Origin of the sequence: Nocardia sp. NPDC051052 (assembly GCF_044456045.1) — a bacterium.
Classification (GTDB): Bacteria; Actinomycetota; Actinomycetes; order Mycobacteriales; family Mycobacteriaceae; genus Nocardia.
Window position 1 is genome coordinate 67,363 of record NZ_JBITFL010000008.1, and the last position, 21,405, is coordinate 88,767.

General features: G+C 66.5%; 16 protein-coding genes. 9 read left to right on the forward strand and 7 right to left on the reverse strand.

Annotated elements, in window-relative coordinates; translation table 11 throughout:
• Nucleotides 1-152: 152 nt before the first annotated feature.
• Complete coding sequence (locus tag ACIBCN_RS27005; protein ID WP_396994468.1) at nucleotides 153-5,603, reverse strand: carboxyl transferase domain-containing protein; 5,451 nt, start codon at nucleotides 5,601-5,603, stop codon at nucleotides 153-155.
• Between the two features lie 321 nt (nucleotides 5,604-5,924).
• Here ACIBCN_RS27005 and ACIBCN_RS27010 point away from each other — a divergent pair, with 321 nt between their 5' ends.
• The gene (locus tag ACIBCN_RS27010; RefSeq protein ID WP_396994469.1) at nucleotides 5,925-6,368 is read left to right on the forward strand and encodes a protealysin inhibitor emfourin; all 444 of its coding nucleotides are present in this window, start codon (nucleotides 5,925-5,927) and stop codon (nucleotides 6,366-6,368) included.
• 25 nt (nucleotides 6,369-6,393) lie between these two features.
• Here the strand turns inward: ACIBCN_RS27010 and ACIBCN_RS27015 are convergent, their stop codons facing one another.
• Complete coding sequence (locus tag ACIBCN_RS27015) at nucleotides 6,394-7,206, reverse strand: hydrolase (protein ID WP_396994796.1); 813 nt, start codon at nucleotides 7,204-7,206, stop codon at nucleotides 6,394-6,396.
• A gap of 226 nt (nucleotides 7,207-7,432) precedes the next feature.
• On the opposite strand from ACIBCN_RS27015, the gene ACIBCN_RS27020 reads away from it, so the two are divergent.
• The 3 genes from ACIBCN_RS27020 (at nucleotide 7,433) to ACIBCN_RS27030 (ending at nucleotide 9,819) form a co-directional block, all read left to right on the forward strand.
• Nucleotides 7,433-7,837: a DUF6299 family protein gene (locus tag ACIBCN_RS27020; protein ID WP_396994470.1), complete on the forward strand. Its 405-nt coding sequence runs from the start codon at nucleotides 7,433-7,435 to the stop codon at nucleotides 7,835-7,837.
• Between the two features lie 220 nt (nucleotides 7,838-8,057).
• Complete coding sequence (locus ACIBCN_RS27025; protein ID WP_396994471.1) at nucleotides 8,058-9,203, forward strand: serine hydrolase domain-containing protein; 1,146 nt, start codon at nucleotides 8,058-8,060, stop codon at nucleotides 9,201-9,203.
• Nucleotides 9,204-9,489: 286 nt separating this feature from the next.
• Nucleotides 9,490-9,819 carry an SDR family NAD(P)-dependent oxidoreductase gene (locus tag ACIBCN_RS27030; protein ID WP_396994472.1) on the forward strand — a complete coding sequence of 110 codons (330 nt, stop codon included), beginning with the start codon at nucleotides 9,490-9,492 and terminating at the stop codon, nucleotides 9,817-9,819.
• A 74-nt stretch (nucleotides 9,820-9,893) separates the two neighbouring features.
• Here the strand turns inward: ACIBCN_RS27030 and ACIBCN_RS27035 are convergent, their stop codons facing one another.
• Nucleotides 9,894-10,061 (reverse strand): hypothetical protein, encoded by a 168-nt coding sequence (locus ACIBCN_RS27035; RefSeq protein ID WP_396994473.1) that lies wholly within the window; start codon nucleotides 10,059-10,061, stop codon nucleotides 9,894-9,896.
• Between the two features lie 67 nt (nucleotides 10,062-10,128).
• Here ACIBCN_RS27035 and ACIBCN_RS27040 point away from each other — a divergent pair, with 67 nt between their 5' ends.
• The gene (locus ACIBCN_RS27040) at nucleotides 10,129-10,782 is read left to right on the forward strand and encodes a maleylpyruvate isomerase N-terminal domain-containing protein (RefSeq protein ID WP_396994474.1); all 654 of its coding nucleotides are present in this window, start codon (nucleotides 10,129-10,131) and stop codon (nucleotides 10,780-10,782) included.
• 23 nt (nucleotides 10,783-10,805) lie between these two features.
• Here the strand turns inward: ACIBCN_RS27040 and ACIBCN_RS27045 are convergent, their stop codons facing one another.
• Nucleotides 10,806-13,547, reverse strand: a complete 2,742-nt coding sequence (locus tag ACIBCN_RS27045) for a M56 family metallopeptidase (protein WP_396994475.1) — start codon at nucleotides 13,545-13,547, stop codon at nucleotides 10,806-10,808.
• Nucleotides 13,548-13,687: 140 nt separating this feature from the next.
• Nucleotides 13,688-14,188 carry a hypothetical protein gene (locus tag ACIBCN_RS27050; protein WP_396994476.1) on the reverse strand — a complete coding sequence of 167 codons (501 nt, stop codon included), beginning with the start codon at nucleotides 14,186-14,188 and terminating at the stop codon, nucleotides 13,688-13,690.
• A gap of 422 nt (nucleotides 14,189-14,610) precedes the next feature.
• Between ACIBCN_RS27050 and ACIBCN_RS27055 the strand changes: the two genes are divergently transcribed.
• From ACIBCN_RS27055 to ACIBCN_RS27065, 3 genes are all read left to right on the forward strand, one after another.
• Nucleotides 14,611-16,575 (forward strand): cutinase family protein, encoded by a 1,965-nt coding sequence (locus tag ACIBCN_RS27055; protein WP_396994477.1) that lies wholly within the window; start codon nucleotides 14,611-14,613, stop codon nucleotides 16,573-16,575.
• A 57-nt stretch (nucleotides 16,576-16,632) separates the two neighbouring features.
• The gene (locus ACIBCN_RS27060) at nucleotides 16,633-17,277 is read left to right on the forward strand and encodes a class I SAM-dependent methyltransferase (RefSeq protein ID WP_396994478.1); all 645 of its coding nucleotides are present in this window, start codon (nucleotides 16,633-16,635) and stop codon (nucleotides 17,275-17,277) included.
• 93 nt (nucleotides 17,278-17,370) lie between these two features.
• Complete coding sequence (locus tag ACIBCN_RS27065; protein WP_396994479.1) at nucleotides 17,371-17,988, forward strand: DJ-1/PfpI family protein; 618 nt, start codon at nucleotides 17,371-17,373, stop codon at nucleotides 17,986-17,988.
• A gap of 53 nt (nucleotides 17,989-18,041) precedes the next feature.
• Here ACIBCN_RS27065 and ACIBCN_RS27070 read toward each other — a convergent pair whose 3' ends face one another.
• Nucleotides 18,042-19,046 carry an alpha/beta hydrolase gene (locus tag ACIBCN_RS27070; protein WP_396994480.1) on the reverse strand — a complete coding sequence of 335 codons (1,005 nt, stop codon included), beginning with the start codon at nucleotides 19,044-19,046 and terminating at the stop codon, nucleotides 18,042-18,044.
• Between the two features lie 341 nt (nucleotides 19,047-19,387).
• Here ACIBCN_RS27070 and ACIBCN_RS27075 point away from each other — a divergent pair, with 341 nt between their 5' ends.
• The gene (locus ACIBCN_RS27075; RefSeq protein WP_396994481.1) at nucleotides 19,388-20,374 is read left to right on the forward strand and encodes an ABC transporter ATP-binding protein; all 987 of its coding nucleotides are present in this window, start codon (nucleotides 19,388-19,390) and stop codon (nucleotides 20,372-20,374) included.
• 108 nt (nucleotides 20,375-20,482) lie between these two features.
• Here ACIBCN_RS27075 and ACIBCN_RS27080 read toward each other — a convergent pair whose 3' ends face one another.
• Complete coding sequence (locus ACIBCN_RS27080; RefSeq protein WP_396994482.1) at nucleotides 20,483-21,355, reverse strand: NAD(P)-dependent oxidoreductase; 873 nt, start codon at nucleotides 21,353-21,355, stop codon at nucleotides 20,483-20,485.
• Nucleotides 21,356-21,405 lie beyond the last annotated feature (50 nt).

Below are 21,405 nucleotides of genomic sequence, written 5' to 3' on the forward strand. Positions count from 1 at the left end.
ACTGTGGCGGCGAATGCCGAACCCTATGGATTCGACCGTACTCAGCATCGGCCGGCAGCGCGCCGAGACGTTCGTCGCATTCACAACCGACAACGGCGGGCCCGACCCGGTCAAGGGCCGAACCCGCCGCTGCCGACGAGCTCGAACGATCATCAGGGCAGTCGCGCCTCGATCGCCTCGATGATCCGCGGCCGGAGCTCGGCGGCGCTGATCACCGCGTCGACCGAACCGACCTCGACAGCGCGGTGAATGTTGTGCACCTTGTCGAATTCCGCGGCGACCTCACTGAGCTTCTCCGTACGGACCGACGACCGCGTCTCGTCGAGCTCGGCGGTCAGCGTGGCCCGATCGGTGCCGGACGCGTTCGCGGCACGCGCCGCCAGGTCCCGCACCCGCGAGTCGGCCGCGGTACGCCGGTTGACGTCACCGGCGAACACCACCGCGGCGGCCGGAGCGCCACCGAGCACCGAGGCGAACGAGCCTTCCAGCGCCAGCACGGTCATGTTCGGGTTCAGCTGCTTCGAGAACACCACGAACGCGCCGCCGTGGTACCGCGAGATCACGCAGAACACAATGGGCCCTTGAAAGTTCACGATCGCACGGCCGATCTCGGCGCCGTACTCCAGCTGCAGCTTCTTCATCGATTCCGGCGACCCGTCGAAGCCGGACAGGTTGGCGAGCACGACCAGCGGCCGGTTGCCGCTCGCCCCGTTGATCGCCCGCGCGGCCTTCTTCGACGACTGCGGGAACAGGGTGCCCGCGGTGTAGGTGTCGGGGCCGTCGGTGGACGGGAACCCGCGCCGCGGCACGCCCCGCGACTCGATGCCCAACAGGCACACCGGGATACCGCCGAGATGCGCGTCCTGCACCACCGCGGTCTCGGCGTCGGCCATCCCGGCCCAGCGCTCCAGCACCGGGTGGTCCTGGTCGGAGACCGCCCGCATGACGGACCGAATGTCGAAGGGCTTCTTACGATCCGGGTTGGCGGCCGCCGAGAAGATCTCGCCGACGGTGCGGAAGTCGCTGTCCGCCAACACATGCGGGAAGTCGGAGACGTCGCGATCGATGGGATCGCTGGTCTGCGACCGCCGCGGCCCCTGCTCGCCGGGTGCGATGTAGGTGTGGTCGTAGTGCGACATCAGCACGTCGCGTGCCGCGGCCAGATCCGGCGCCCAGTACTGCGCCTGCCCGTTCGGACCCATCACCCGGTCGTAGCCGCCGATGCCGAAGTTGTCCTCGGCCGACACGCCACCGGAGAAGTCGAGCGCCTGCTTGCCGGTGAGCACCATCGCCGAGTCCGGCGTCATCACCAGGATGCCCTTGGTGTGCATGAGCATCGTCGCTTCGGCATTCCAGTACGGCTGCGCGCCGACGTTGATGCCGGCGACCACGATGTTGATTTCGCTGCCGTCCTGGGTGAATTCGACGATCCGCTTGAGCGCGGCCGCCACCCAGTCCATGTTCTCGGTGCCGGACTCCATCGAGATCCGGGCGCCGGAGGACAGTGCGTACCACTCCAGCGGTACCCGCATCTGTTCGGCGAGATCCAGTGCGGCGATGATCCGGCGGCATTCCGGTTCCGACAGTGCGCCAAGCGATTTGGTCGGATCACCGAGCAGGATCACCCGCTTGACACCCTCGGGATGCTGCGTCGTCGGTGTGCTGACCACGCCCGTCACGATCGCCGCGGAGTTGCGTCCCTTCGGCCGATCGACCGGCACCAGCGTGTGGTTCGCGTCGAGGTCGTACTCGGCGAACTCGCCGAGCAGGCCGGTCAGCTCGTAGGGGTACACCGTGCCGCGACTGCTGGCCCGCAGCACCTTCTGCCGGTACTCGTCGAGCGGCTCGACCACCTCGTCGGTGCGTTCGCCGACGGTCACCTCGGTGGAGTCGAAGCCGATCCGCAGGGCGACCTTGGTGAGCTCGCCGGTCTTCGGATCGCGCTGGCGCGCGATGAGCAGGATCTCCTCGAGCCCGGCGCCCGCGGTGGTCGGACGCACATGCCGGACAACGGTTTCCAGCTCGGCCGGGGTGACGTCGATCGGCGGCCAGATGTACATCACGATGCGGTTGGTGTTGAACCGATTCGCCGACGGCCGCAACGACTGCGCACGGCGGATCGAGTCCAGGCAGGTCGCGATGGCGATCTCGGCGGTCGGCAGCGCGAGCAGCCTGCCATCCTGCTCACGCAGCGCGGCCAGGTCACGCACCTGCGCGAACGCGATGAGGCGCTCGTCCGCCGGGTTTTCCTTGGCGACGCAGCGGAACAGGTACACCTCCTCGTCGTCGGAGGACGGCAACCGGGTGAGGTCGAACTTGCGCAGCCGCTGCATCTGCATCCGCTGTGCGATGTACGGGTGCAGGCCGCGGATCAGTCGCTCCTCGGCCATACCGGTGGCCGACGGACGGAAGGTGAAGTGGTGGTGCATCACCGCGCCGCCGCTACCGGCGACCGCGACGGTGATCCGGTGCACCTGGCTCGGCAGCGGATAGCCGCCGAGGACCTCGTGCAGCTCCGCCGCCATCGCGTCGTAGTCGGCGGGCTGCTTCTCCCAGCTGAGGTAGATGTCGGCGTCGATGGACGCGGCACCGCTGGCCAGCTCCTCGAGCCCGCGCAACGCGGTGTCGAGCGCGTCGAAGCGCACCGCCGTGGACACCAGGCTCAGGCCGCGACGTTCGGCGATCACGAAGGTGCAGCCGCCGACCTCGTGGGTGCGTACGCCGGCGAGGCCCTTGTTGCCGTAGTACCGGCGGGTCAGCACCTCGAGCATGACGGTGTTGTCCTGGTTGCCGCGCACCAGTCGCTGGCCGAGCAGCCGCACCAGCGGCTCGGTGCTGCGCACCATGTCGGAGATGCGCTCGGACCGATCGGCCGAATCCGGCTGAGCGTCCAAGTGGCGCAGGTGCTTACGGATGTTGGTGTATACCCGGGCACGGTTGCGCCGCAGCAACGGCTGGCCATACCAGGCGTACACCAGACCGCGCGCGAGGTCGGCGATCACCGGGACGCGAATCTGGGTCGCGGCCACCAGCCGCTCCAGCGCCAGGCCGATCGGCTCGCGCAGCGCGCGATCCGGCATCGGCTCCCGCAGCCACTCGCGCAGCAGCGTGGTGATGACGGTGACGGTGTCGGACGGGCGCTGCTGGGCGAGGAAGATGCGGAAGACCGCGGCCTCGAGTTCGGAGGAACGTTCCAGCTCGGTGACGCCGTAGTGCCGGAGCGCGTTGGCCAGCTTGGCCTGGAACGACGCCGACAGTCCGGCCCGCTCGACATCGAGACTCTGCAGGTAGGTGTGGAAGTACTCGCGTGCGCTGTGCACGTGGCTCTGGCTGCCGTCCTCATCCGACGAGCGGTTTTGGCTCAGCTCGGCGAGGTCGGCGAACACCTCCATGAGTTCGAGTTCCTCGGCGAGCGGCCTGCGACCGTCCGCGAGGGCGGCCCGGCGCGCGGTGAGGTAGTCGCTGAGCACGCGACTGTCGTCGTGCGGGTCGACGTCGTAACCCAGCAGCAGGCTGCGCAGATCTTCCTGGCCACGAGTGGTTCGTTCGTGCGGTTGCACCTGCGCGGGACCGACGGGCAGGTCCAGCTCGACGGTCCCGACGGCCTCGGCCTCGGCCTCGTCCGCATCGCCGAGCGGCTCGAGCCACAGCAGCGGCGCACCGGTCTCCACCTGGGTACCGACGGATACGGCGCATTCCTTGACCCGGGCTTTGAACGGCGCGCGCAGCACCGTTTCCATCTTCATGCTCTCCAGCACGAGGACCGGCGCGCCGGCCTCGACCTCGGCACCGACCTCGAGTGGCGTGGCGACGACCAGCGCGGGCGCGGGGGAGCGGACGACGCCGCCCTCGTCGCGGCTGATCCGATGGGTCACTCCGTCGACATCGACGAGGTGGACCGGTCCGTGGGTGCCGGTGGTCAGGCGGTAGCGGGTGCCGTTGACCATGATCTGCCCGGTGTGCCGGTCGAAACGCTCCAGATCGACATCGGCGGTGCGGATGTCGCCGTTGGCTTCGACACCGATCCGGAACCGGTGCGCACCGATCCGCGCGACGCGCACGCGGTAGCCCGCGCCGCGCAGCTTGAGGTCGAGCGGTCGACCACTCTCGTGCTGTATCTGCGGTCGCCCGCCGGACGCGGTGGACAGCAGCCGATGCTGCTCGGCCCGCTCGTCCTCCTCGTAGGCGTCGATGGCGGCGACGGCCAGCGCGATGGCGGAGTGCCGATGCGAGACGAGCCTGCCTTCACCGCGGACGCGGTCGATCCAGCCGGTGTCGGCGCTGCCGTCGATCACCTCGGGCTGGTTGAGCAGGTCGAGCACGAAGCTCTTGTTCGTCGCGCCGCCCTCGATGATCACCCTGGTCTGCGCGACGGCCCGGCGCAGCCTGCCGAGCGCCTGTTCGCGGTCGCTGCCGTAGGCGATGATCTTCGCGATCATCGAGTCGAAGTCGGCGGGGATGGTGTCGCCCTCGCTGACACCGGTGTCGACGCGGATGCCAGGACCCGCGGGCAGATCCAGTCGCGCGATGCGGCCGGGGGCGGGCGCGAAATCGCGGTCGGGGTCCTCGGCGTTGAGCCGGGCCTCGATGGCGTGCCCGCGCTCCGCGGGCATCTCGCCCTCGAGCCGGCCGCCGGATGCCACGTGCAGCTGCGCGCGGACCAGGTCGAAACCGGTGGTGTATTCGGTGATCGGGTGCTCGACCTGCAGGCGGGTGTTGACCTCGAGGAACGCGAACAGCTGGTCGCCGGGGTGGTAGAGGAACTCGACGGTCGCCGCGCCGCGGTAGTCGACCGCGATGGCCAGCCGCTCGGCCGAGGCCTTGAGCTCGGCGGCCTGATCGGCGCTGAGCACCGGCGAAGCCGACTCCTCGATGACCTTCTGGTTGCGTCGCTGCACCGAGCAGTCGCGGACGCCGAGCGCCCACGCGGTGCCCTGGCCGTCCGCGATCACCTGGACCTCGACGTGCCGAGCGCCGGTGACCAGTCGTTCCAGGAACACCACGCCGCTGCCGAACGCTCGCGCGGCCTCTTGCCGGGTGCGCTCATAGGCATCGACGAGGTCTTCGTCGTTGGTGACCACGCGGATACCGCGCCCGCCACCACCGGCGGTCGCCTTGAGCATCAGCGGGTAGCCGATCTCGGCCGCGGCGGTCATGGCGGCTTCCACGGTCTCCACCGCGCCGCGGCTCCACGGCGCGACCGGCACGCCGACCTCCTCGGCGATCAGCTTGGCGCCGATCTTGTCGCCGAGCTTGCGCATGGCCTCCGGGCTTGGGCCGATGAAGGTGACGCCGATCTGTTCGCACAGCTCGGCGAAGGCTGGATCTTCGGCGACGAAACCCCAGCCGACCCACGCCGCGTCGGCGCGGGTCGCGACCAGCGCCTGCTCCAGCGCCTTCAGGTCCAGGTACGGCCGCGCGGACGCGGGCCCGAGGTCGTAAGCGATATCGGCCTCGCGCACGAACGTCGCGGTCCGGTCGACGTCGGTGTACAGAGCGACGGTTTCGATCGGACGCGCGGTTGCCGCGGCCAAATCTCGGACGGCGTGGATGAGCCGCATTGCGGCCTCTCCCCGGTTCACGATGGCGATGCGGCTGAACACTCGCCGACTCCTTTCTCTCCAGAGCTGGCCCGATCGACGGGCGGGGTGACAACTCACGGTCCCGCGTAGTGTGCACCTCTAATCCAAATATGTGCACAGCGAACGGGTGTTACCGGCCCGTAGCGTGCAAGAAGCCGGGGTCGGCAAGTCCAGGATGGGCTCATCCGACGCGCCGGTGTCCGGAATCGGGCCGGTCGCGTGGATGAATCACATTGGGTACAAACAGTATCCCCGCGCGATCTCGACACCCTTGCCGAACCGCGGATTCAACTGGGGAGTGGTGGCATTGTCTCGTCGTCCGCACAGCGATACTGTGCGGCCATGAGCGAATCCCGGTTCCGCCGCGGTCTCGTGCAACCGCTGTTTCTTTCCGCCGTAGTCGCGTTACTTCTCGCCTCGGCCGCCTGCGGTGGCACCGGCGAAACCCAGGCCAAGCCGAGCGATCCGCAGGCCGCCAGCGTCGAGGTGAACCAGACCGGCGGCTTCGCCGGAGTCGACCAGCACTACGTCGTCGACGACAAGGTCGAGAACCAGCGCCGCGGTTCGTTGTTCGACATGGTCGACAGCGCGCAGTTCCAGACACTGACCGACGCCTACACCGGTCCGAACGACTGTCGCGACTCCTACTCCTACGCGGTGACCGTCACCTATCGCGACGGCACCAGCAAGCGCGTCACCACCGACGAATGCAATGAATCCCCGAAATTGCTCACCGACATCATCGCGCTCACGAAAGAAATCGGCCAGCGCCGCGACGGAAACTAGCCACGCGGTTGACGGAGTTCAGATCTCAGGTCAGGTGGTCGAAATCGCCACGTACCCAGCCGATGTGGCGGTCGGCGGAGCGCCGGATGGCGGCGCGGGCGTCACCGTCGATGGTTTTGCCGAAATTGTCATAGAGCCGGTCGAATTCGAACTCTTCGGCGGCCGCTGCGACTCGTTCCACCACGGCGGGTGAGAGCGGAATGCGGTTGGGGTAGCTGCGCATGAAGGCAACCGTTTTGCGGTCCGGGTTGGCCTGGATGGTGTCCGCGCTGAACAGCACACCCCTGCCCTCGGCTCCCGCCGCCCAGTGCAGCACCGAGCTGCCCTGGAAGTGTCCGCCCAACTGGCGCACGGTAATCCCCGGCAACAGTTCGAGCCGACCGGACCACGGGCGAATCACCGGATCCGGGCGGGCGATCCACCGCAGATCGGATTCCGGGACAAGCACCGGCACGCCGCCCAGTGCCCGGCTCCACTCCACCTGCACGCCGTAATGGTGCGGATGACTCGGCACGATCGCGACGACCTCGCCGAGCTCCCGTACCCGACGCGCGCCGTCCTCATCGACATAACCGGTCACGTCCCACAGCACATTCCCCGCCGGTGTCCGCACCACATGGGACTCCTGCCCGATCCCCACCGCCGGTTCGACCGTCACGCCGAACATGTCCGGCTCCAACTCCCGCACCACCACTTTGTGCCCCGCCGCAACGAGCTTCTCCAGCGTCGTCCACTGCTGCCCCTCAGCAGGCACCCACTGCCGCTCATCAGCGCAGATACGGCAAACTTCCGCCCCAGCCCCGTGCTCGACCGCACACGTCTGACAGATCTTCCACATATTCACCTCATCCGCTGAGTACACCCACCCCGTTTCTACACGCCCCCAAACCCCCCGTCGAGCCGTCTGGGGATTCGATCGGAGGTTGGCTGAATATCATTGGCGGACAGCGTAATCAATCACGCCAGGCAGGTATTTGCTTGCCGCAGAACATAAAGGAAGCCGTGATATGGCCGAGTATCTCCGGACCGCCGAACGGCGGGCCAGTATCCCCAGGAATTGGATCATGAAACTGGCGGTAGCCACGGCGGCGGCGTTCGCCGGCGCCGTCATGCTGGCCGGCCCGGCCATGGCGGACCCGTCCCTCAAACTCACGGTCGACAACAAACAGCACCTCAACGCCGACGGCAGCGCGCAGATCACCGGCACCTACACCTGCACCGCCGTCGGTCGGGCCAACACCGCCAGATTCGCCTTCCTGAGACAAGATAACGTCCAGGGGGACGCGCCTGGCGGCAGGGGAATGGTGACCTGCGACGGTGCCCCCCACCCCTACACCAGCGACGTCGCGGCACCGGTGACTTACCCCTACCAGCCCGGCCCCGCCACAGTCGACGTCACCTGGGATCTGTACAGCGCCGACGGGAGCACCGAGGTCAAACTCACCGATGTCCCCGTCACGCTGCAGTAGTGAGGTTCCTTGACATACGTGACCGGCTGTGGCGATCGACGATCGGTAGCTGAAAAGACTTGCTGTCGGAGGGTGTCGATACATTGACCGACGAAGTTGATCATCACCACCGAGCATGGCTCGGCAGCGGACACTTCGTGACGTGAGTGGTGCCAGCACGACTTGTCATTGGGGCGGTAGCAGGCTGCCGGCCGCAGGAGGTTTTCCATAGCTTGATGCTGTGAAGATCAAACTTGCGTTGGTAGGTATCGCGGCTGTGGCGGCGACATCGTGTGGCGCGGCCGATTCGGTCGATGCCAGCGAGGCAGGTCGGGATCAGATCGCGGCTGCATTGAGCGATGCTGTGCGACTGGGGTTTCCAGGAGCGCAAGCGGTAATCGACGACAAGCATCACGCGTGGACGGTCACCGCGGGTGCGGCAGACCTGGCGACTGGGCAGCCATTCACCGATAACGCCCGGGTCCGGATCGGCAGCATCACCAAGACATTCGTTGCGACGGTAATGCTGCAGTTGGTGGCTGAGGGCAAGGTCGAGTTGGACGCGCCGGTGCAGCGATACCTGCCGGACGTGGTGCAAGGTCCTGGCATCGACGGGAATCGGGTCACGATCCGAAATCTGTTGCAGCACAAGAGCGGACTGCCTGAATACGTGGCGGAGTTCGGGGCGGAGCCCAAGCCTGGACAGCTCGAGATCGCGACCGAGCGCACGCGGTGGATGACCGCGAATACGGCCGATATGGTGCGCAACGCGTTGACCGCGCCCGCCGTTTTCGAACCCGGGGCCCAATGGGAGTATTCCAACACCAACTATGCCGTCGCGGGGATGGTCATCGAGAAGGTCGCCGGGGACCCGGTCGGCGTGGAGATCGCCCGGCGCATTCTCGAGCCGCTCGGTGTGCGCGACACCTACTACCCGGCCCCGGACGAAACCGATATCTGCGGTCCGCATCCGGTCGGTTACAGCGAGGCCGACGGCAAACGAGTCGACTACACCGGCCAGAATGTGTCGTGGGCCGGCGCGGCCGGCGCGATGGTCGGCACCGGCGCCGACCTCAACCGGTTCTTCACTGCGTTACTCGACGGAAAACTGTTGCCGCCAGCGCAATTGGCGCAGATGAAGACTGTCGAGGTCATCGATGAGCAGGCCGGCATGGCATACGGTCTCGGCTTGGCGCGGATGACGATGCACTGTGGAAAAGAGCTCTGGGGGCATACGGGAGGCGTTCCCGGATTCCTGACCTTCGATGGCGTAGTACCGGCTACCGGGCGAGCGGTGGCCATAACGCTCAACCAGGACTATGTCGACGAGGAGCGCTACCCCGCCGGAACTCGAGCTCTCGATATTGCAGTCTGCAGCGGGCCGTGAATTCTTGGCTCCGGGCGAGCCTGTCCGTTGGTCAATCGAGCCGGCTGATGGAGCCGGTCGACAGTTGGTTGAGGAGGTTGAGCCAGAGGATGAATTGTACGAAGGGAGGCATGGTGGTTCTCCTTTGTGGGCGGGGTCCGCCACGGCGTGGTAGTTGGAATCGTGCGGGTCTGATGTCAAAGGGATGGTGGGGATATGGCAGAGGTGCGTAAGAATTCGCGGCGTCGGCCGACGGGTGCTGGTGGCGCGGATTCTTACGGGGTTTTGCGGTTGGCTTGGCATCGCTTTGAAGAAGGTCGCCGAACCTGAACGAGACGCCCGCAGCAGCGGTATCGGGCTGGTGGTGACCGAACTGGCGCTGTCGGCGGGTGCCCGGGTCAGCGTGCCAGCGCTCGAAGACACCGCGCTGGAATATCTTTCGGCCTTTGCGGAGTCCGAGCCGCACCTGTCGGTGTTCGCCGCCGACGTGACGGACAAGACTCAGATCGTTGCCGTCGTGACGAAAGCCCGTGCCCGCCAAGGCGAGATCGGCGCGGTGATCGCGTGCGCCGGTATAGCCAAGCCCGACTACTTCGCCGTCTGGATGACACCGATTTCATCAGGCACATGTCGGTGAATTACTTTGGGGCGCTGCACGTTATCCAGGCGGCACTACCGGATCTGCGAGCAGGCGGCAGCATCACGGTCATCTCATCGCTGGCGGCCGTGCTGCTCGTCGGCACCGATCACCGCGAGCGCCGCCGCCCACGCCCTGCTCGTCGGCGCGGCCTGCGGCAAAGCCTCGGTGGTGCCCAGTGTTCCCGGTCGCCTGATGCAGTGGCTCGCCGCCGTCGCGCCGGGCTTGCTGGCGTGGTTCATGGATCGCACGGTCGCCCGTGCGCGAAAAGCGGTCGCCTCGGCGGCTCGCCGCTGCTAGCTTGCGGCCGTGGAACTCTTCTCACGCTCGTGGACGGCGTTACGCGCCGCCGTGGCCGAACTCCCGGACCAGGATTTCGCGCAGCCTTCGGGCTGCACCGGCTGGCTGGTCCGGGACCTGGTGTGTCACTTGATCATTGACGCGCAAGATGTGCTGATCACCCTGGTGACACCCACCGAGAAGGAACCGACTCGCGACGCGCTGACCTACTGGAACGTCGTCGAAACGCCGACGGGCGACGACCCACTCGACGCACTCATCGTCCGGCTGGCCACGGCCTACGAGCAGCCGGAACTGCTGAAGATCCACCTCGATGACGTCGGCTCCGCCGCCGGTCGCGCCGCTGAACTCGCCGACCCCGACATCCGCGTCAGCACCCAAGACCAGGCGCTCACCGTGGCCGATTACCTCGCCGCGTACGTCATGGAATGGACACTGCATCACCTCGACTTGATCGCCTACCTGCCCGACGCCCCTGAACCGCCCACCGAATCCCTGTCGCGCGCCCGCGAGATGCTCGAAAAGATCGCCGGGTCACCCTTTCCCGCCTCATGGTCCGACAAGAACACCCTGCTGATCGGCACCGGCCGCCGGCCCCCGACAGCCGCTGAACAAGCCGAATTGGGCGAGCTGACAACGAAACTCCCCTTCGCCCTCGGATAATCCTTCGCGATCCCCGACAGCGCTCACTTACCGCTGTCCAACGCCCCGATCGAGACAAGACGGCGCATCAGCGAGTCGTGGGCCTCGAGGGCGTCGATGCCCTCGGTCATCGACTTGGCGAACAACGCGTCGTCGATGTTCGCGAAGCTGTGCTGGCAGTCGTTGCCCGCCAGCGCGGCGGCGGTGTGGGCCTTCACCCATGCGGTCTGTGTTTCGTCATCCGGAATCGGTATGAAGGCCGCCGCATCGTCGGCGTCGCGGACGATGGCCGCGCAGACCGGTACGAACACCGCGGAATCGAGCGGGACCGTGGGCTGCTCAGCCGCGCTAGCCGCGTCGGCGATGACCTTGCCCCAATCCCGGATGTCTTGCCGGATCTTGGTGATCTTGTCATAACCACCGACCATCAACCAGGCCCAGACCTGCTGCGAGACGGCGTCGGGTGTGCGTTGCGGCGCGCGGCCGATGGTTCCGACGGCGTCGATCTCGGGGGTGCTCCGAACGTAATAGCGCAGCGCGGTGTTGGTGCCGAGAACGGCCACCGCCACGCATACGGCCGCGACGACAAACCTGCGGACGACCACTGATTCCTGCGGCCCGGTCGACGCTGTGTCGTGCGCGGGACGCCGATTGATCAGGCGGCGGCCACCCTCGGCGATGACAGCACCGAGCAGCGCACCCACCGCGGCAAAAGTGAGGCCGAGTCCGAGGACGAACGGAACCTGTAACGTGACAACGTCCCATGCCGCGCTCGGCCGCCACCGGCAGCTGTACGCCATGACACGCATCGGCTCGATACATCCGTCGACGGCGGCGAGGGGGAACAGGCCTGCCAGGCCGATCAGTCCGGCACCACCGGAGGCAGCCAGCGCGAGCGCCAGCCGGGATCGGTGGGTGATCGCGGAAACCACGATCGCGGTCGACACCATCGCGACACCGAGACCGGCCGACAACCTCATCGGATAGCCGAGCCACCACTGCATGCCCGCTTGGTCCAGTGGCGGCTGGTCGAGATGTCGAATCAGCATGACGAGCACGACGGCCAGCCAGCACAGGCCACCGCCGAGAGCGGCGGCGACGGTCGCGGGCCGTAGCGACACCGGGCGGTGCACTGTGGTGCCGTCGGCCGGAGATTCCGTGCGCGCCCGTTCCACCCACTCCGGCGTTCCGGTCCCCGGTCTGCGGAGCAACGCGACCAAGGGGAACAACCACAGGACGGCCGCTCCGACGAACACCGAAGGTCTGTTGCCCAGATCCGCGATGATCCAGAACCAGGGTGGCATGCCCGGCGTCGACAGCTGCGGCAGGCCCACCGGGCCCATCAGGAACAGGAACGGCCCACTCATCCAGTAGCCGTACCAGGTGCCGAACACGACGAGGCCGGCCGCCAGCCCGAGCATCTGCACGGGCCGGATCGAGCGGCCTCGGGTGCCGCGGATCCACAATTCCGCGCATTGCGTGACCCACCAGGTGAATACCGGACAACCGATCACGAATACGAGCAGAATCTCGACGTCCGGGGGCAACAGTGCGTAGCCCGCGGTGCGGAAAGACACCAGTTCGCCCGCTGCCATGCCGACGCCGAGCCAGACCCCGGCGCGCCAGCCCGAGGGCACCGGGCGTTCGGTCAGGATGGCGTAACCGACGGCGCGCCATAGCGCGTAGCCTGCTATACCGACCACGAGCGCGGCAGTCAGCCAGGTCGACACGTCGCCGATGACCGTCCCGCCCGAAGGTAACCCGAAGCTGTCGGCCACCGCCGGGAGTGTCACGTTGGCGACCTGAGCGATGACGCCGGTAAGGAACATCGGTAATGCGGTGGCACCGAACAGAATTCCGGGATCACGCAATGATCGATGGCGTTGTGGCCCATCAGGGTGGGTTCGCCAGATGCTGATAAACCGTTGCCAACCAGTAAATTTCGGCTCGGGCTCTGAATGCTGAGTCCGCCAGGAAAACGCGGTCTGCCCGGCGAGATTCGCCGCGTCGAGGTCGGCATCGAACTCGCGAGTCCGCAGAATGTCGGCACGAACCAAATAGGTCAATGCGACAAGAGCCGCCACCCGGAGAACGCCACGCACCGCCAATTGCCATGCGGCACGCCAGCTCTCGGCATCGGTGGCCAAGGATACCGCTTGTTCGACCAGATAGGGGAGCAGCGCGCAGAGCAGAAAAGCTCGCCACACGGCGACCGTGGCGTAGGTGATGTCGACATCACGGTTGCGGATGTGCGCGAGTTCGTGCAGGACGACGTCGCGAAGCACCTCCGGGTGGGCAGCGCTGCGCGCGACCAAGCCCGCGTCCAGGCACACCGTGTAATTGGCGAGCCGTCCGAACACGACAGCGCCGACGGTGTCGGACCTCGGGTCGATCGCGAAACCGGGAGTCTTGCGCAGACCGGCAACAGCGACGAGGTCCCGCAGCTGCCCCGCCAACTCGTCGGTCGAGCTCAGATCGATGGGCAATAACCGGCTGTGCCTGCGTCGCCACATCGGCCACAACAGATAGATCGCGGTCGCTACCACGACCACTGCCACGGCGCCGATGAGCATCCAGTGGTTATCCGGCTGCCGCAAGCCATGGGAAACCTGGCACGACTGGATGAAGGCGGCATCGGTCATCGCCTCGACGGGCCGATACGGTTCTTTCGGGTCGAAGCCCACCGCGAGACGACAGAGCCGGAACCAATCGTCGCCGTTTCCGGGAGACCGGGGTGCGATGCTCGACAGCAGGAAGAGGCTGTCTACGGTGATGAAAGCCAGCAACAGCGCGAACCGAAGCGCGGTACCAGCGGCGAAGGCGCTGGCCCTGACCGGAACTGCGGTGGGGCCCGATTCGATGGCGATGTCAATGCCTTTCCCGCGCGGCCGATCAGCTCGGTACCCGCTGAGTGTGCTGTCGTGCGTCAGGTTTCCGCTCGGCGGACCTCGGCGTCGGTGGCTCCGCCGAGCGCCAGGCGGCCGGCCACCGAGTCGGCGACAACCCGCGCACGGTCGTTGTCCATGCCACTGCGCACCGCGGAATCCATGATCTGCGTGTGGATCTCGGCAATCTGGTCGCGGGTCAGCGCAGGGACGACCGAAACGGCTCTCGGCCGTCGAACAAGACGGCGCAGCCCCTTGCCGCCACCGCTGATCGCGCTGTTGGTGAACCGCGTCGCTGCCTCGTTCACCACCACCCACACCACCGGGCTCGCCAGGATCATCACGTCGTCGATACCGAAACCGAGCAGGTCGCGGCCACGCTTGCGGCGGCTGAGCAACCGCACGGCGTGCTCGTCGCCGAGTGGGCGGAGCCGATCCACCAACGGCAGCTCGTCGGGCGCGACCTCGGCGATCACATCGCGGACCACTTCGCTGACCAACAGTACGGATCCGTCGGACAGATCGCGGCTCGCCGCATTCATCGACAGTTCCCCTCCGACGCCTCATGCACGTGCGTGAACCAAATGCGTTTACTTCCCGCACCTGTAGTAGCTGACCTATGAGTTTGCCGCAGGTGGGCGGCTCCGTCAACATGCCGCACACGGTCGATTCCGGGCAGGCATGGCATCAAAAGTGAACTAAACCAAAGGGTTTGGGCCGTGCCGGCGGATACTCTGACGCGGGCCGGCGTCCGCGCCACCTTTCTTGAAAGTGCTTCTTAAAGAATGTAAGTACGGCACTGCTGAGAGTTCATGATTCGGGAAATTGATTTACCGTTGTCCCGGATCGACCAGTCGGAGTGAGCGCAATTCGCTTGCTTCGTGGCGGCGGACGGCTCGGTGATGCGCGTGTCCGCGCGGCGATCGGACAATCGAGTTCGGCAGTGAGGGTGCAGGTGTCAGTCATGCGTTCGTCCATGCGGTATGTGGTCACCACCGTGGTGACCGTCGGTGTTGCCGTCGGTTCGTCTGCTGTCACCGTCGTCGCGAACGCGGAGCCGAGTGGCTGCGCGACGACGTTCAACTTGTTCATTCCCGGGACCTGGGAGACGGATGAGGACGCCGACCCCGCGCGACCCGTCGGCATGCTCGCGCCGATCGCGGACGCCATTCAACGCCAGCAGGGTCCGCGATCCGAAATCTATTTCACGCCCTATATGGCTCGCGCATTCGACAACGGCTACACCTATGCCGACAGCAAGAATACCGCGCTGGCCAACGCGACCGCCGCGCTGCGTGACTACGGAAGTCGCTGCCCCACCACCAGGTTCACGATCAACGGTTACAGCCAGGGTGCTGATGCCGCCGGTGATCTAGCCGCCGACATCGGCAACGATCGCGGCCCGGTCGCCGCCGACAAAGTCCTGGCCGTCGGTTTGCTCTCGGACCCGGGTGCGGGCACCAAGGGCGAGGTCGTCGTCGGTCCCGGCACCGCGGGCACCGGGATCGCCGATCCCCGGCCGCAGGGCATGGGCAAACTGTCGGGACGGGTCACCTCGATCTGCGACCCCAAGGACCTGTACTGCTCGATTCAGAAGGGCATCAACCCGTTGCTCGGGGCGTTGGGCTCGATCCTGAGCAAGACACTGAGTATCGGTGCGCCACAGACAGACCCCAACCTCCCCGTGGCGGCGGCCCTGACCTCGGATTTCTCGAAAACCGATCTGCCGGGCCTGGCGGCCGATGTCGCCGGTCTGACCGCCGGTCTCGCCGCCCCCGCCGGCATCGACCTGGCGCGGGTCCGCACCAGCGCGAACAAGCTGCTGGACACCCTCAACCCCCTCGTCGACCTGGTCGACTCGGGTGCGGCCAACCCGGCCGCCACGGCTCGGCTGGTCGCTGCCTCCGACGGCACCGCGGAACACAACGCGGGCGAGGTCCTCACCATGGCAGGGGAATCCGACCTATCGGGTGCCGTATCAGCGGTGAGCACGATCGCCGACACCGCGACCAAACTGCAGAACCGAGGCGTCGGCACACTGCGCGCGGGCTCTCCCAGGGCGCGCTCGCTGCGCGCCGAAGCCCACGCCGTTCGCGACGGGGTCGCACCGCTGGCAGACACTCCGGCCGAGACCCTTGGCTCGGCGACGAGGATTCTGTCGCTGCTCAAACCGAGCGTGATGGTCGACCAGGCACTCGACGTCGCCGCCGATGTCACCTCGTTCGACTTCCCCGGCATCCTCGACAACCTCACGCTGCTGCCGCAGAAGATCGTCGCGATGGACGCCGGTGGCGCCAACGAGATCGCCGGTGAGCTGAACAACCAGCTGCGACCACTGGCCGAACTCGGCGGAAGCGTTGACCTGAAATGGATTTCGCAGGTCCTGTCGATCATCCCGGACTCGCAGGGCTACACGGAGGTCGCGGCGAAGGTGACCTCGATCCTGGCCAACGTCGACATCCCTCGACTGGTGAACATCGTCAGCCGGATCCAGGACGTCGCCTGGTCGGTGCTGCAGAAGGTGGTCCCGCCGCCCGGGCAGGCACCCGACCTGATCGGCGCGGGCGTCGCGTTGTCCGGCCTGCTGCCGATCGGCGCCGACCTTGCTTCGGCGGCCGCCGACATGTTCGCGGGCAAGGCGCAGCAGGCCCCGCCGCAGGTGCTCGGTAAGAAGGCGCCCACCCCGGCGCGCGCCATCGCCGCGCAGGAGGACCTCGACCTCGGCGCCCTGACGGCCCCGCTCGGCCGTATGGTGCCGTTCCACGACATCAACCTGGTCAACCTCGTCGTCGACGGCCTCAGCGCCGCGAACTTCGTCGCCTCCGGCGTACACACGAATTACGGTTCTCTCGTCGTCGACGGTTCCGGCCGCAATGCGGTCCAGTGGCTCGGCGACTGGATGAACCAGCGCATCGGATACGTCAAATAGACCCGTCGGACAGTGCCATGATGAGGTGATCATGGCGGTTTCCGGAAGGGGATGACGATGTCGGAACGGTCTGACGATCCGTTCGGTGGTCGGCAGCCGACCAGCCACGAGCGGATGACGGGACTGCCCTGGGACGCGTCGTATCAGGACGGTCCCGCGCCCTGGGACATCGATGGTCCACAACCAGCGATCGTGCGGGTAGCCGCCGACTTCGCCGGCCCGGTGCTCGATGTCGGGTGTGGCTCGGGGGAGAACGCGCTTTATGTTGCCTCGCTAGGGTTTTCGGTGCTGGGCGTGGACGTGTCGGAGACCGCGTTGGCGATCGCTCGGGACAGTGCCGCCGCGCGGGGGATCGAGGCCGAGTTCCTGGTGGCCGACGCGTTTCGACTGAACCGGTTGGGCCGCAAGTTCGAGACGGTCTTGGACTGCGGAATGTTCCACACCTGCGATGCGGCCGAGCGTCCGCGATATGCGGCAAGCCTCGGATCGGCCATCGAGCCCGGCGGCACCCTGTATGTGTTGTGCTTCAGCGACATTGGCCCCGATGTCGGTCCGCACCCCGTCAGCCACGACGATCTCGGCGCGGCGTTCGAATCCAGCGCTGGTTGGCATGTCGTTGCCATCGAACAGGATCGAGTGCTGACGAGATTTCACGGCGACGACGGCGCCCCGGCCTGGTTCGCGACGATCGAACGGAGCTAGCCCACAGGTAGGCCCGACGACGCGGGAAAATCTGTTGGTCGTCCTGGACCGGGTCAATACAGTGCCTGGAAACCACTGTGAAAGGCCATCGCCATGCATATCGCCATCCTCACTTTCGAGGGTTACAACGAACTCGACTCCCTCATCGCGCTCGGCGTCCTCAACCGCATCAAGAAGCCGGGCTGGCGTGTGTCGATCGCCAGTCCGACGGAGCGCGTCCGCTCGATGAACGGCGTAGTCATCGAGTCGATGGCCACCCTCGACGAAGCCAGCGCCGCCGACGCGGTGCTCGTCGGCAGCGGCAGCCAGACCCGCGAGGTCGTCGCCGACCAAGCGCTCATGGCGCGATTGCGGCTCGACCCATCCCGGCAGCTCCTTGCCGGACAGTGTTCCGGCACACTGATATTGGCCAAGCTCGGACTGCTGAACGGCGTCCCCGCCTGCACCGATCTCACCACCAAACCCTGGGTCCAAGCGGCAGGCGTCGACGTGCTCAACCAACCCCTCTTCGCCAAGGGCAACATCGCCACCGCGGGCGGTTGCCTCGCTTCGCCCTATCTCGCGGCCTGGATGATCGCTCGCTTGGAGAGCGTTGAGGCAGCCGAAGAAGCGTTGTATTACGTTGCGCCGGTGGGGGAGAGGGAAGATTACGTCGCCCGCGCGATGGGAAACATCAGCCCGTACCTGCACGACGCCACTGTGCCAGCGTGACGCAACCGCCGGCGGGTCGCGAACACCGTTGATCCGTGGTCTGGGGATTGCGGCTAAGCCGGAAGGTTGTCGGCGCGGAGGTTGCGGAGAGCGTAGTCGACGGCGGGGTCGGTACGGAGTTTCCAGTCCGGCCCGGTGAAATAGCTTGCGGCGGTTTTGTCGCCGTCGACGAGGTAGCGGAGCCAGGCGAGGGTGATGGTTGCCGTGGGGTTGTGGGCGGCGTCGTCGAAGGGGGTCCAGTGGGTTACGCCCTTGAGGCACACCAGGATCGCGGGGGCGTTGAACGCGAGTTCGTATTCGACCAGGCGCGGGAGGAAGTGCGGGACGAGGAAGTCGGCGGAGCCGGTGAGGTAGAGGGTGGGGACGTTGACGAGGAAGGCGGCGGCGACCGGTCCCGGTTGCGTGGGGACGGCGCCGATGATGCGGAAGTCCGGATCGATCAGCTGGTAGATGTTCGGTGGGATACCGGCGCCATTGATCGCGGCGCCACCGCCGCCGGAGTGGCCGCCGATCACGGTGCGGCTGAGATCAAGCTTGCCGTGCAACACATTTCGGGGATCGCGATTGGCCGCCGACAGGGCCGCGGCGGCGGCGAGGGGCAGTTCGTCCAGCGAGTTGATCAGGTCGTGCGGCATCGCGACGACGAAGCCGTTGCTCGCCCACAGCCGGGCGCTGGCGTCGTAATTGCCTGGCTCGGAGGTGAATCCGGGAATCCAGACGACCGTCGGCACCCGGGTCATCGTGGCGATGTCCTTCGGATAGTAGAAGTCCACGCCGACGGGCGAGTCCAGGCCGCCGGGGAATTCGCGAGTGCAGGTCATCGCCGAATGGTTGCCGAGCGCGTGACCGACGGCGTCGTACACCGCGTACAGCGCCTGGCACGGATACACCGCCGCCGTGCTCACCGCCTCGTGCTCGCCGGCAGGCGCGTATCGGCTCAGCGGGACGGGGCCGGGATCGTATGCATCGGCGGACGCGGGCGCGGCGAGCGACACACCGGCGAGTGCTCCAGCGGCGAGCACGGCCGCGACACCACGCCGAAATCCGAACCAGGACATACGCCACCTCCGTAAGATCCGCGGGCCGCTCCGATCTGCTGGCGGCTGTAGGTGATCGACGATCGATCAGCACGCAGTGAACGAAACTAGGTCGACCGTCCAGTTTCCGTGATGCGTCGACACGGTAAATGCGGTGAGAACTCGACCGCGGTAAGTGACCAATCGGGCATCACAACTGGCCGGCTCGCCGATTGTGCGGAATGCCAACTTCGGCTCGGTCCACGGAATCGAGACCTTCGCCGGTACGTCTCGGTTTACAGTGGATCGACGGTCCAGCACGAGATGTCGGGGGCGTTAGGCCTCGCCGGTGGGTTCTCGTCGGGAATCTATGGAGGTCGATCATGGGCGTCGCGGTCAGGGCTGAGGGCTGTACCAAATCGTTTGGCTCGCAGCGGATTTGGCAGGATGTGTCGCTGTCGCTGCCCTACGGTGAGGTGAGCGCGCTGCTGGGCCCGTCGGGTACCGGCAAGTCCGTCTTCCTGAAGTCGCTGATCGGGCTGCTGCGTCCAGAGCGCGGCTCGATCTATATCGGCGACACCGATATCACCACCTGCTCCAACAAGCAGCTCTACGAGATCCGCAAACTCTTCGGCGTACTTTTCCAGGACGGCGCGCTGTTCGGTTCCATGACCCTGTACGACAACGTCGCGTTCCCGCTGCGGGAGCATACGAAAAAGTCGGAGTCGGAGATCAAGAATATCGTCATGGAGAAGCTGGAGCTGACCGGTCTGCTCGGCGACGAGGGCAAGCTACCCGGTGAGATCTCCGGCGGTATGCGCAAGCGCGCGGGCCTGGCGCGCGCACTGGTGCTCGACCCGCAGATCATCCTGGTCGACGAGCCGGACTCCGGCCTGGACCCGGTGCGCACCTCCTATCTGAGTCAGCTGCTGATCGACATCAACGCGCAGATCGACGCCACCATCCTGATCGTCACGCACAACATCAACCTGGCCCGCACCGTGCCCGACAACATCGGCATGCTGTTCCGTCGTCAGTTGGTCATGTTCGGCCCGCGCGAGGTCCTGCTGACCTCAGACGAGCCCGTGGTCAAGCAGTTCCTCAACGGCCGCATGCAGGGCCCGATCGGCATGTCCGAGGAGAAGGACGAGGCCCAAATGGCCCGCGAGCAAGCGATGTTCGACGCGGGCCACCATCATGGCGGTGCCGAAGAGGTCGAAGGCATCGCCCCACAGATGCAGGCAACCCCCGGCATGCCGGTGCGTCAGGCGGTGCTGCGCCGCAAGGACCGCGTGCGCGAGATCATGCACACCCTCCCGCACCCGGCCCAGGTGGCGATCCGCGAATCACTCGACCGCAACGACGACTGATCAGTCCTGTTTGCCAGACGACGCCGATCCGACCACTGGTGAACTATGCGGAGCGGCGAGCGGCCGTACGGGGCCGCTCGCCAATCACCTTGCTGCCCAGCTACGTTACTAGGCGGGCTTGCCGAACTCCTCGATCAATACCGGATACTGCTCGCCTCCATGCCCGGCGGCGATCGACCGGTCGGCCATGGCTTTGAACAACTTCGGCAGTTCGGCGTTGACGCCCAGCGCCTCGCTCTCCTCGATCAGGTGCGTCATCGCCCGTGCGTCGGTCTCCAGCGCCGACACCTCGGCGGGAAAGGAACCGCTGTCGATCTGCTCGGCGTAACCCGGCAGCCATTCGGCCACCCCGACCGCCATCTGCTTGGCAAACAGCGCGTATGTCGCGGCGTCGACCCCGGCCGTCGCGAGCATCGCGGTGCCTTGGAGCCAGGCGTTCAGAACGCTCCACATCATGGCCAGACCCGCCACGTCGTACAGCGACGCCAGCCCATGATCCGTGCCGAGGTAGGTGAGGGTGCCGAGTGCGCCGAGTGTCGCCTTGTGCGCCTCGAAATCCGACTCCGGGCCGCTGTGCAGAATCACCGCCTCCTCGGTTCCGATCCCCGCCGGGATGGCCATGATCGCGCCATCGAGATAACGCGCGCCGCGCTGCCCGGCCCAGCGTGCGGTCTCCCTCGCCTGGTCCGAGCTGCCGGAGGTCAGGTTGAGCAGGGTCGTACCGTCGAGTTCGCGCGCGTCGAGCAACTCGTGCACGGTCGAGTAGTCGGTGACGCAGATGATCGTCAACGCACTGGCCGCGAGCGCGTCGCCGACCGTCGGCGCCAGTCGTGCGCCTTGGGCCACCAGCTGATCAGCCTTGGCGGGCGTGCGGTTCCATACAGTGGTGCGATGCCCGGCCTTCAGGAACGCGCCGGCGAGTGCCTGGCCCATCAGCCCGAGTCCGAGGACGGTCACGGAGGTTTCGGTTGTCTTGGTCATGGCAGCATCATCAACGTTGATACCGGTGTGAAGGTCAAGTGAGGTTTGCG

Bases quoted from the DNA above. Each gene is read 5' to 3' on its own strand.
- ACIBCN_RS27035 (WP_396994473.1), bottom strand. From the start codon at position 10,061: ATGAACCACGCCAGCAAGCCCGGCGCGACGGCGGCGAGCCACTGCATC.
- ACIBCN_RS27050 (WP_396994476.1), bottom strand. From the start codon at position 14,188: ATGAATGCGGCGAGCCGCGATCTGTCCGACGGATCCGTACTGTTGGTC.
- ACIBCN_RS27060 (WP_396994478.1), top strand. From the start codon at position 16,633: ATGTCGGAACGGTCTGACGATCCGTTCGGTGGTCGGCAGCCGACCAGC.
- ACIBCN_RS27070 (WP_396994480.1), bottom strand. From the start codon at position 19,046: ATGTCCTGGTTCGGATTTCGGCGTGGTGTCGCGGCCGTGCTCGCCGCT.
- ACIBCN_RS27080 (WP_396994482.1), bottom strand. From the start codon at position 21,355: ATGACCAAGACAACCGAAACCTCCGTGACCGTCCTCGGACTCGGGCTG.
- ACIBCN_RS27015 (WP_396994796.1), bottom strand. From the start codon at position 7,206: ATGTGGAAGATCTGTCAGACGTGTGCGGTCGAGCACGGGGCTGGGGCG.
- ACIBCN_RS27075 (WP_396994481.1), top strand. From the start codon at position 19,388: ATGGGCGTCGCGGTCAGGGCTGAGGGCTGTACCAAATCGTTTGGCTCG.
- ACIBCN_RS27055 (WP_396994477.1), top strand. From the start codon at position 14,611: ATGCGTTCGTCCATGCGGTATGTGGTCACCACCGTGGTGACCGTCGGT.
- ACIBCN_RS27065 (WP_396994479.1), top strand. From the start codon at position 17,371: ATGCATATCGCCATCCTCACTTTCGAGGGTTACAACGAACTCGACTCC.
- ACIBCN_RS27010 (WP_396994469.1), top strand. From the start codon at position 5,925: ATGAGCGAATCCCGGTTCCGCCGCGGTCTCGTGCAACCGCTGTTTCTT.
- ACIBCN_RS27020 (WP_396994470.1), top strand. From the start codon at position 7,433: ATGAAACTGGCGGTAGCCACGGCGGCGGCGTTCGCCGGCGCCGTCATG.